This window comes from Streptomyces sp. bgisy159, from assembly GCF_965341775.1.
Lineage (GTDB): Bacteria > Actinomycetota > Actinomycetes > Streptomycetales > Streptomycetaceae > Streptomyces.
In genome coordinates this window covers 1-9,044 of record NZ_CBDQZH010000084.1, presented here as the reverse complement: position 1 = coordinate 9,044, position 9,044 = coordinate 1, and the positions used below count along the sequence as shown (strand labels likewise).

General features: G+C 70.9%; 11 protein-coding genes. 4 read left to right on the top strand and 7 right to left on the bottom strand.

Annotated elements, in window-relative coordinates:
* Nucleotides 1–261: 261 nt before the first annotated feature.
* The gene (locus ACSLTV_RS35485) at nucleotides 262–903 is read right to left on the bottom strand and encodes a DNA-3-methyladenine glycosylase (RefSeq protein ID WP_432139966.1); all 642 of its coding nucleotides are present in this window, start codon (nucleotides 901–903) and stop codon (nucleotides 262–264) included.
* A gap of 144 nt (nucleotides 904–1,047) precedes the next feature.
* Here ACSLTV_RS35485 and ACSLTV_RS35480 point away from each other — a divergent pair, with 144 nt between their 5' ends.
* The 3 genes from ACSLTV_RS35480 to ACSLTV_RS35470 all read left to right on the top strand — a co-directional run bounded on the left by ACSLTV_RS35480 (nucleotide 1,048) and on the right by ACSLTV_RS35470 (nucleotide 3,078).
* Nucleotides 1,048–1,830: a sporulation protein gene (locus ACSLTV_RS35480; protein ID WP_435613674.1), complete on the top strand. Its 783-nt coding sequence runs from the start codon at nucleotides 1,048–1,050 to the stop codon at nucleotides 1,828–1,830.
* Between the two features lie 49 nt (nucleotides 1,831–1,879).
* Nucleotides 1,880–2,416, top strand: a complete 537-nt coding sequence (locus ACSLTV_RS35475) for a YbhB/YbcL family Raf kinase inhibitor-like protein (protein WP_435613673.1) — start codon at nucleotides 1,880–1,882, stop codon at nucleotides 2,414–2,416.
* Nucleotides 2,417–2,571: 155 nt separating this feature from the next.
* Nucleotides 2,572–3,078 carry an HNH endonuclease gene (locus ACSLTV_RS35470; RefSeq protein WP_432139969.1) on the top strand — a complete coding sequence of 169 codons (507 nt, stop codon included), beginning with the start codon at nucleotides 2,572–2,574 and terminating at the stop codon, nucleotides 3,076–3,078.
* Between the two features lie 62 nt (nucleotides 3,079–3,140).
* Here ACSLTV_RS35470 and ACSLTV_RS35465 read toward each other — a convergent pair whose 3' ends face one another.
* The 3 genes from ACSLTV_RS35465 to ACSLTV_RS35455 all read right to left on the bottom strand — a co-directional run bounded on the left by ACSLTV_RS35465 (nucleotide 3,141) and on the right by ACSLTV_RS35455 (nucleotide 5,529).
* Nucleotides 3,141–4,088 (bottom strand): SPFH domain-containing protein, encoded by a 948-nt coding sequence (locus tag ACSLTV_RS35465; RefSeq protein ID WP_432139970.1) that lies wholly within the window; start codon nucleotides 4,086–4,088, stop codon nucleotides 3,141–3,143.
* A gap of 142 nt (nucleotides 4,089–4,230) precedes the next feature.
* On the bottom strand, nucleotides 4,231–4,662 hold the full coding sequence (locus ACSLTV_RS35460; protein WP_432139971.1) for an NfeD family protein: 432 nt from the start codon (nucleotides 4,660–4,662) through the stop codon (nucleotides 4,231–4,233).
* A 75-nt stretch (nucleotides 4,663–4,737) separates the two neighbouring features.
* The gene (locus ACSLTV_RS35455; RefSeq protein WP_432139972.1) at nucleotides 4,738–5,529 is read right to left on the bottom strand and encodes an ABC transporter ATP-binding protein; all 792 of its coding nucleotides are present in this window, start codon (nucleotides 5,527–5,529) and stop codon (nucleotides 4,738–4,740) included.
* Between the two features lie 152 nt (nucleotides 5,530–5,681).
* Between ACSLTV_RS35455 and ACSLTV_RS35450 the strand changes: the two genes are divergently transcribed.
* The gene (locus ACSLTV_RS35450; protein ID WP_432158998.1) at nucleotides 5,682–6,464 is read left to right on the top strand and encodes a hypothetical protein; all 783 of its coding nucleotides are present in this window, start codon (nucleotides 5,682–5,684) and stop codon (nucleotides 6,462–6,464) included.
* A gap of 262 nt (nucleotides 6,465–6,726) precedes the next feature.
* On the opposite strand, the gene ACSLTV_RS35445 is transcribed toward ACSLTV_RS35450, so the two are convergent.
* The 3 genes from ACSLTV_RS35445 to ACSLTV_RS35435 all read right to left on the bottom strand — a co-directional run bounded on the left by ACSLTV_RS35445 (nucleotide 6,727) and on the right by ACSLTV_RS35435 (nucleotide 8,973).
* Nucleotides 6,727–6,972 (bottom strand): chaplin, encoded by a 246-nt coding sequence (locus ACSLTV_RS35445; RefSeq protein ID WP_432158997.1) that lies wholly within the window; start codon nucleotides 6,970–6,972, stop codon nucleotides 6,727–6,729.
* 200 nt (nucleotides 6,973–7,172) lie between these two features.
* The gene (locus ACSLTV_RS35440; RefSeq protein ID WP_432139975.1) at nucleotides 7,173–7,814 is read right to left on the bottom strand and encodes a response regulator; all 642 of its coding nucleotides are present in this window, start codon (nucleotides 7,812–7,814) and stop codon (nucleotides 7,173–7,175) included.
* The gene (locus ACSLTV_RS35435) at nucleotides 7,807–8,973 is read right to left on the bottom strand and encodes a GAF domain-containing sensor histidine kinase (protein WP_432139976.1); all 1,167 of its coding nucleotides are present in this window, start codon (nucleotides 8,971–8,973) and stop codon (nucleotides 7,807–7,809) included. Before ACSLTV_RS35435 ends, ACSLTV_RS35440 begins: the two co-directional genes overlap by 8 nt.
* Between the last annotated feature and the right edge of the window lie 71 nt (nucleotides 8,974–9,044).

Here is a 9,044-nt window from a genome sequence, read left to right as displayed (position 1 = left end):
CTTCTCGACCCGATTCCCTGTCGGCGGGATTGCCGGAGACCTTCTCGCTTTCGCTCGTCGGCCTTTCGACATTCACTACGTTAGCCGATTCCCCGGCGGACTCATAATCGAGTCCCGCGAGTTCGAATTCGGGCATGCGGACATGCCGAAATCGATCCCGCTGAGGGATGTACTAGGTAGTGGGTTGGCCGCTCCGGCTGCAGGCGATCGCCGTACCCGGTTCAGCGGCTCGGGCCACGTTACGCACCTTCGCCGACAGAGTCAACTTCTGCGGCGCCGGGGCACATGGGCCCGGTACGGGCTCACCGTGGGGTCGCCGGCGATCCAGTAGCGCCAGGGGTGCACGGCTCCCTCGCCGGCGACACCGGTACGGGGGCCGGTGCTCACCCGCTCCGGGTCGACGGGCGTGCCCGTGAGGACACGCAAGGGGGTGTCGCCCGTCGCGCACGCGTCCGTGCCGTCCAGGGCGCGATCGATGTCCAGGGCGGTCGCCAGGCGGGCCGGGCCCTTGGCCAGTTCCCTGTCGTCGCGGGCCGACCGCCGTCGAGGTCGCGACTGCTCGGCTCCCTCGATGATCTCGCCGGCACGCAGCAGGACGGCGCTCGCCCGGCCTTCCGGACCGCACACCAGGTTCATGCAGTGCCACATGCCGTAGGTGAAGTAGACGTACACATGCCCGGGCGGCCCGAACATCACCGCGTTGCGGGCGGTGCGGCCGCGGTAGGCGTGGGAGCCGGGGTCGTTGTGGCCGTCGTAGGCCTCGACCTCGGTGAGGCGCAGGGTGATCGGACCGTCGGGGGTCGTGCGGACCAGGAGCCGGCCGAGGAGGTCGCGTGCGACGTCCAGGACGGGGCGGTCGAAGAACTCCCGTGGAAGGGGCGTACGGTCGGGGGTCGCGATCACGCCCTCCGAGCGTAGTGCAGTCTGGTCGGTACGCCGGGGTGGTCAGGGCGCGTTCGGCTTGCCAGGGTGTGGGCGCGGAACCGGCCGCCGCCGGTTCGCGTTGGTAGGGATCAAGGGTCCACCGCAGAGGTCTAGAGGAGAGTCATGGCGTTCAAGAAGCTGCTTGCGAGCCTGGGGGCCGGTGGGGCGTCGGTCGAGACGGTGCTGACGGAGGTCAACGTCGTACCGGGTGGTGTCGTCCAGGGCGAGGTGAGGATCCAGGGCGGTTCCGTGAGCCAGGACATCCAGGGTCTCTCGGTCGGTCTGCAGGCGCGGGTGGAGGTCGAAGGACAGGACGGCGAGTACACGCAGGACATCGAGTTCACGAAGGTGTCGCTGGGCGGGGCCTTCGAGCTGCAGGCCGGGGCCGTGCACGCCGTGCCGTTCGGGCTGGAGATCCCCTGGGAGACGCCGGTCACGATGATCGACGGTCAGGCCCTGCGCGGGATGAACATCGGCGTGACCACCGAGCTGGCCATCGCGCGGGCGGTCGACTCCACCGACCTCGACCCGATCAACGTCCACCCGATGCCGGCGCAGAAGGCGATCCTCGACGCGTTCATCCAGCTGGGCTTCCGCTTCAAGACCGCGGACATGGAACGCGGGCACATCCGGGGCACGCGGCAGCGGCTGCCGTTCTACCAGGAGATCGAGTTCTTCGCACCGTCGCAGTACCGCGGCCTGAACGAGGTCGAGCTGACCTTCGTCGCCGACGACAGCGTGATGGACGTCGTCCTCGAAATGGACAAGAAGCCGGGGCTGTTCAGCGAGGGCAGCGACACCTACCGCTGCTTCCAGGTGGGTCTGCACGACTACCACGCGACGGACTGGGTGGCCTACCTCAACCACTGGCTGTCCGAAGTCGGCGGCAAGCGCAACTGGTTCTAGTCTCCCTCCCGTAACCGGTAACCGGATCACCGATTCAGGAGGTACCGAGGTGACCGAGCTCATGCGGCGGCCGCTGCCCCACGACTTCCATCCGCCCGTGCCGTCGTTCACGGTGACGAGCGAGGATGTCGAGGACGGCGGGACGCTGAAGGGCGCCCAGGTCTTCGCGGAGGGGAACACCTCGCCGCAACTGCGCTGGGAGGGCTTCCCGCCGGAGACCAGGAGCTTCGCCGTGACGTGCTTCGACCCGGACGCCCCTACGGGCAGCGGGTTCTGGCACTGGGTCCTGTTCGACATACCGGCCTCCGTGACGGAGTTGGCGGCGGGTGCCGGCGGCGGGACCGGGGCGCTCCCCGAGGGCGCCGTTCACGCGCGAAACGACTACGGGACGTGGGACTTCGGCGGTGCCGCGCCGCCGCCCGGGGACGGTCCGCACCGGTACGTCTTCACGGTGTACGCGGTGGACCGGGAGAAGTTGGGTCCGGACGCCGACTCCTCGCCCGCGGCGGTCGGCTTCCATCTGCGGTTCCACGCGATCGCCCGTGCTCAGCTGATCGGAGAGTACGAGAATCCCGCTGCGGGATGAGTCATCTCATCGTTCACTGAACGTTTGCCCGTCTCTGGTGCTGGAAGTGATCAGAGGCGGGCAGTTTTTATTGCGTTGTCCATCTCGGCGCGCCCGTCCAGAGTTGATCCGAGCCCGCCGGGGGGTGGGCAGGTGCACATGGGAGGTGGGCTGGTATGCGGGACACACTGGTGCTCAACGCGAGTTTTGAGCCCTTGTCCACGGTGACGTCGAACCGTGCCGTCGTTCTGGTGCTGCAGGACAAGGCCGTCGTCGAGCAGGCCCACCCCGAACTGCGCATGCGGGGCGCCGCCGTGGACATTCCCGTGCCCCGCGTGATCAGGCTGTGCAGGTACGTCCGGGTGCCGTTCCGAAGACAAGCCCCGTGGTCGCGGCGGGGTGTGCTGGTCAGGGACCGGCACCTGTGCGCGTACTGCGGGCGGCGGGCGACGACCGTGGACCATGTGGTGCCGCGGTCCCAGGGGGGCCGGGACACCTGGCTGAACACGGTGGCGTCCTGCGCGGAGGACAACCACCGCAAGGCGGACCGGACTCCGGAGCAGGCGGGGATGCCGTTGCTGCGGCAGCCGTTCGAGCCGACTCCACAGGACGCGATGCTGCTGGCGCTGGCGCAGGACGACTTCAACGCGTTGCCGGGCTGGCTGGCGCAGAACGCCGCCTAGGCGTCCGGTACGAAGGGGGCTCACCTCGGTCGAGGTGGGCCCCCATCGGGTCTCGCGTGAGGTCAGTCGATCGACGGCTTCTCCCGGCGTTCCGCGGCGGCGCCGCCGTTGCCGCCGCCGTTCGAACCGCCGCCCAGCGGGCCGAAGTTGCCCATGGCGCCGGAGAGTCCCTTGAGGGCGTCGCCGATCTCGCTGGGGACGATCCAGAGCTTGTTGGCGTCGCCCTCGGCGATCTTCGGGAGCATCTGCAGGTACTGGTAGCTGAGGAGCTTCTGGTCGGGGTCGCCGGCGTGGATGGCCTCGAAGACCGTACGGACGGCCTGGGCCTCACCCTCGGCGCGCAGGGCGGCGGCCTTGGCCTCACCCTCGGCGCGCAGGATCTGCGACTGCTTCTCGCCCTCCGCGGTCAGGATGGCGGCCTGGCGCGTTCCCTCGGCGGTGAGGATCGCGGCGCGCTTGTCCCGGTCGGCGCGCATCTGCTTCTCCATCGAGTCCTGGATGGAGGTCGGGGGCTCGATGGCCTTCAGTTCCACGCGGTTGACCCGGATGCCCCATTTGCCGGTGGCCTCGTCGAGGACGCCGCGCAGGGCCGCGTTGATCTCCTCGCGGGAGGTCAGGGTGCGTTCGAGGTCCATGCCGCCGATGATGTTGCGCAGGGTGGTGACGGTCAGCTGCTCGATGGCCTGGATGTAGCTGGCGACCTCGTAGGTGGCGGCGCGGGCGTCGGTCACCTGGTAGTAGATGACGGTGTCGATGTTGACGACCAGGTTGTCCTGGGTGATCACCGGCTGCGGCGGGAACGGCACGACCTGTTCGCGCAGGTCGATGCGGTTGCGGATGGTGTCGATGAACGGGACGACGATGTTGAGGCCCGCGTTCAGGGTCCGCGTGTAGCGGCCGAAGCGCTCGACGATGGCGGCGCTGGCCTGTGGGATGACCTGGATCGTCTTGATCAGGGCGATGAAGACCAACACCACCAGAATGATCAAGACGATGATGACCGGTTCCATGGTGCTCCCCGTACCCTTCTCCGCCTCGGCGCGTTCGGAAGATCTTATGGCTGTTGAAGATCTTGCTGGTCGAGTCTGACAGACCGTCGTCCGCCGTGGGGGCCTGTTAGGCGCAGTCGCGCCAACTGTCCGCCGCTGGGCGTCATATGACGATCGCGGTGGCACCTTCGATCTCGACCACGTCCACTTGCTGACCGGGTTCGTAGCTCTGCTCGCCGTCGAGTGCGCGCGCCGACCAGATCTCGCCGGCGAGCTTGATGCGGCCGCCGCTGCCGTCGACCCGTTCGAGGACGACGGCCTGTTTTCCCTTCAACGCGTCGATGCCCGTGGCGAGTCCGGGCCGCAGCTGATTGCGGTGCCGGTAGGCGATGGGGCGTACGACCGCGATGAGGGCGACCGAGACGATGACGAAGGCGAGGACCTGGGCGACGGCGCCGAAGCCGAGGCCGGCCACGATCGCGGCGGCCACGGCGCCCACCGCGAACATGCCGAACTCCGGCATGGCGGTCACCACAAGGGGAATTCCGAGCGCTGCCGCGCCGACGAGCCACCATACCCACGCGTCGATGTTCACATGGTCATGGTAGGACCCACCGTGCGGCGCGGACAGGGCGCGACGGGGTGCTGTTCAGGAACTGTTCAGGGACTGTCAGGTCAACGGAAGGCCCTGGGCGGTCCAGCGGTCGCCGACCTGCTCGACGACGAGCGGAAGGCCGAAGCAGTGGGAGAGGTTACGGGAGGTCAGTTCCAGCTCGATCGGGCCGGCGGCGAGGACCTTGCCCTGACGGATCATGAGGACGTGGGTGAAGCCGGGCGCGATCTCCTCGACGTGGTGGGTCACCATGATCATCGAGGGCGCGATGGGGTCGCGGGCGAGCCGGCCGAGCCGGCGGACCAGGTCCTCGCGGCCGCCGAGGTCGAGGCCGGCCGCGGGCTCGTCGAGCAGGAGCAGCTCGGGGTCGGTCATCAGGGCGCGGGCGATGAGGGTGCGCTTGCGCTCGCCCTCGGAGAGGGTGCCGAACTTCCGGTCGAGGTAGTCGGTCATGCCGAGGCGGTCGAGGAAGGCGCGGGCCCGCTGCTCGTCGACGTCCTCGTACTCCTCCTGCCAGCCGGCCGTCATGCCGTAGGCGGCCGTCAGAACGGTCTGCAGGACCGTCTGGCGCTTGGGGAGCTTCTCGGCCATGGCGATGCCGGCCACGCCGATGCGGGGGCGAAGGTCGAAGACGTCGACCTTGCCGAGGGTGTCGCCGAGGATGGTGGCGGTGCCCTTGCTGGGGAAGAGGTAGCTGGAGGCGACGTTGAGCAGGGTCGTCTTGCCGGCGCCGTTGGGGCCGAGGATGACCCAGCGTTCGCCTTCCTTGACCGACCAGGAGACCTGGTCCACCAGAGCCCGGCCCTCCCGGACCACGGATACGTCCTGAAGCTCCAGAACATCGCTCATGAGCGCGTTGTCTCCCCTTGCAGTGTGGCCGGTCTCGGCTGTCGCGTACGCCTGTGGCTCGGTCCGCCGCGCCGGTGGGCACGGCCCTCCCGGAAAATCTACGCCACTGGCCGGGCGAGCCGTCCCCTCGGTCCGGTCCTTAGGGTGGGGGCATGCACTCGGAACCGCGCTCTGGTCGCCTCGCAGCTTGGGGAAATGCCCTTTTGGCCGGACTTGCCCCTCCGGATGACGCCGCGCTCGCCGTGGTCGGCGACGACGCGGTGCACCGGGTCACGGACCTGCCCGGGGAGTCGGCGCCCGTGGGCCTCACGCTGGCCCTCGGCCGGTTGCGGGCGCTGGGGGTGAGCGGACTGCGGGTGGCGCTGCCCGCGCCGGGCCACCCGCTCGGGCTGAGCGGGCCGCCGGAGTTCAACGCGCGGGCGCTGGAGTCCGGGGAGGCGGTGGTCTGTCACGGGGCCGGCCTGGGGCTGGTGCCGGAGGTGTCCGAGTCCGGGCCCGCGGGTGACGTGCACGTCGAGGTGGTGTGGCACTGCCTGCCGGTGCGCGAGGCACCGCCCGCCGACGTGCCGTCGCTGGGTGAGGCGGAGCGGGAGCTGGCAGAGGCGCTGCGGGAGGCGACGCGTGTGCTGACGCGGCTGGACGTGGCCGGGTCGGGGCCGGCGGCCGCCGCCGCCATCGACGCGTACCGGGCGCGGACCGAAGGGGGTGCGGAGGTGCTGGCGCCGGGGTATCCGCCGCGCGCGGTGCGGGTGCTGGAGCTGGCACGGCGGGTGGGGGCGCTGGTGTCGCTGGCGTACGAGAACGGGCACGGGGGCGCGGTGAGCGCGTCGGAGATGGCGGCGCGCGGGGAGGCGCTGCGGCCGGTGGAGCGTACGGCACGGCGCGCCCAGGTCGCCGCGTACAACGCGTATGTCGAGGAACGGGAGCGGCGCTGAGCCGTACCGCCGGGTGCGGACGGTGTCCGAGGGGGTGCCGCCGCGCCGGCGACGCCCCCTCGTGCCCTTTTCCGTCGCGGACGTCCGCGCCGCGGGACGACGGGGCCCCGAGGTGGAAGAACGGGACTTGGCGGCCGCCGCCGTCGCCACGGGCGCCGACGACCACGGCGGCCCTGGGGGTGATCGGCCTCCCGGTGGTCGACCGGGAGGCCGGGGGCGCCGCGGGCGCCCGCTGGACGTCAGGGAGTGAGACCCGGGGACGTCAGTGGTTGAGACCCAGGTTGCCGAAGGCCGGGTTCAGCACGCCGATCACGTTGACGCTGTTGCCGACCACGTTCACCGGGACGTGCACCGGGGCCTGGACCACGTTGCCCGAGGCGACACCCGGAGAACCCTTGGCCTCAGCGCCGGCCCACGCGCCGTCGGTGGCCGAGGCCATGCCGGCACCGGCGGCCATGAGCCCGCCGGCCACCATCGTCACGGCCGCTGCCCTCTTCAGGTTCTTCACTGTCCAAGTCCTCCTTGTGTTCACCGCGGCGGGTGCCGAGGTGCGCACTGGAGAACGGCGGCGGCCGCCGGAGGTTGCGCCATCCGGGGGACATTCCCACGACGGTATGAATCTCCGACCGGACGGGAACCCTCCGAATTGCCGTGGGCAGCGGCCCCCGGGCTGCGGTCTTGGCCGGTCAGGTCTCAGCCGGTCAGGTCTCAGCCGGTCAGGCCGTGGCGTACGGCCCACAGGGCCGCCTGGGTGCGGTCCGCGAGGTCGAGCTTCATCAGGATGTTCGACACGTGGGTCTTGACCGTCTTCTCGGACAGCACCAGCGCGCGGGCGATCTCCCGGTTGGAGCGGCCGTCCGCGATCAGGCCCAGCACCTCGCGCTCCCGGTCGGTGAGCGAACCGCTCCGGCCCTGGCCGCCGCTTCCGTCCTCCTGCGACAGCAGGGCGCCCGCGACCTCGGGCTGGAGCAGCACGTGCCCGGCGTGCACGGAGCGGATGGCCGTGGCCAGCGCGTCGGGGTCGACGTCCTTGTAGACGTACCCGGCGGCGCCCGCGCGCAGGGCGGGAACGACCGTGCGCTGCTCGGTGAAGCTGGTGACGATCAGCACGCGCGCGGGGTTGCCGAGGTCGCGCAGGCGGCGCAGGGCGTCCACGCCGTCGGTGCCGGGCATCTTGACGTCCATGAGGACGACGTCGGGTCTCAGCTCCTCGGCGCGGGCGACTCCCTCGGCACCGTCGGCGGCCTCGCCGACGACGACTATGTCGTCCTGCACCTCCAGGAAGGTGCGCAGGCCCCGGCGCACGACCTGGTGGTCGTCGACGAGCAGCACCTTGATTGCGTCAGCCACCGGGGACCTCCATCTCGATCGTGGTGCCCTTGCCGGGCGCCGAGTCCACCGTCAGACCGCCGCCGACCCCGCTCGCGCGGTCCCGCATCGAGACCAGGCCGAGGTGGCGTCCGGCCTGGCGGGTGGCCCGGGGGTCGAAGCCGCCGCCGTCGTCCGTGACCCGCAGGACGGCACCCGGGCCGCGCCGGTCGAGGGTCACGTCCACGTGGGCGGCGCCGGAGTGGCGCAGGGCGTTGTGCAGCGCCTCCTGGGCGACCCGCAGCAGGGCCTCCTCCTGGGCGGCGGGCAGGGCGCGCACGCCCCGGCTGACGAAGGAGACGCGCGCGGTGTGAGCGCGGTCGAGGACCTGCGCCTGGGTGCGCAGGGTGGCGACGAGGCCGTCCTCGTCGAGGGCGGCGGGGCGCAGCTCGACGACGGCGGCGCGCAGTTCGTCGGCCGCCTCGGCGGCGAGCGCGGCGACCTGCTGGAGCTCGCCCTTGGCGCGGGACGGGTCACGGTCGACCAGGGCCGCGGCGGCCTGGGCCGTCAGCCGGAGGGAGAAGAGCTTCTGGCTCACCGCGTCGTGCAGCTCATGGGCGAGGCGGGAGCGCTCCTCGACGATGGTGAGTTCGCGGCTGCGTTCGTAGAGGCGGGCATTGGTGAGGGCGATCGCGGCGTGCTGGCCGAGGATGGACAGCAGTTCCTCGTCCTCCTCGGTGAAGCCGCAGCCGTCCCCGGGGGCCGGTTCTGCGGCCCGTCCGCCGGGGCGGATCTTGTTGGCCAGGAAGAGCGCGCCGATGACCTCGTCGCCGTCGCGGATCGGCAGTCCGAGGAAGTCGGACATCCGGGGGTGGGCGTCCGGCCAGCCCTCGAAGCGGGGGTCCTCACGCACGTCGGCCAGCCGCTCGGGTTTCTCCTGGTGCAGCATCGCGGCCAGGATGCCGTGCTGGCGGGGCAGGGGACCGATCGCGCGCCACTGCTCCTCGCTTACGCCGTCGACCACGAACTGGGCGAAGCCGCCGTGGTCGTCCGGGACGCCCAGCGCGGCGTACTCGGCGGCGAGCAGCTCACGCGCGGAGGCGACGATCGTCTTGAGGACGTCGCGCACCTCCAGGTGCCTGCTCATGGCCAGTAGCGCGGAACTCACCGCGGCGAGTCCTGACCGGGGACCTTGACTCATGTCCTCACCGTACCGGCGGGGTGTGACAGCCCGGATCGGGCCGGTGACCGCCGCGGCCTCGGTCCCGGGGC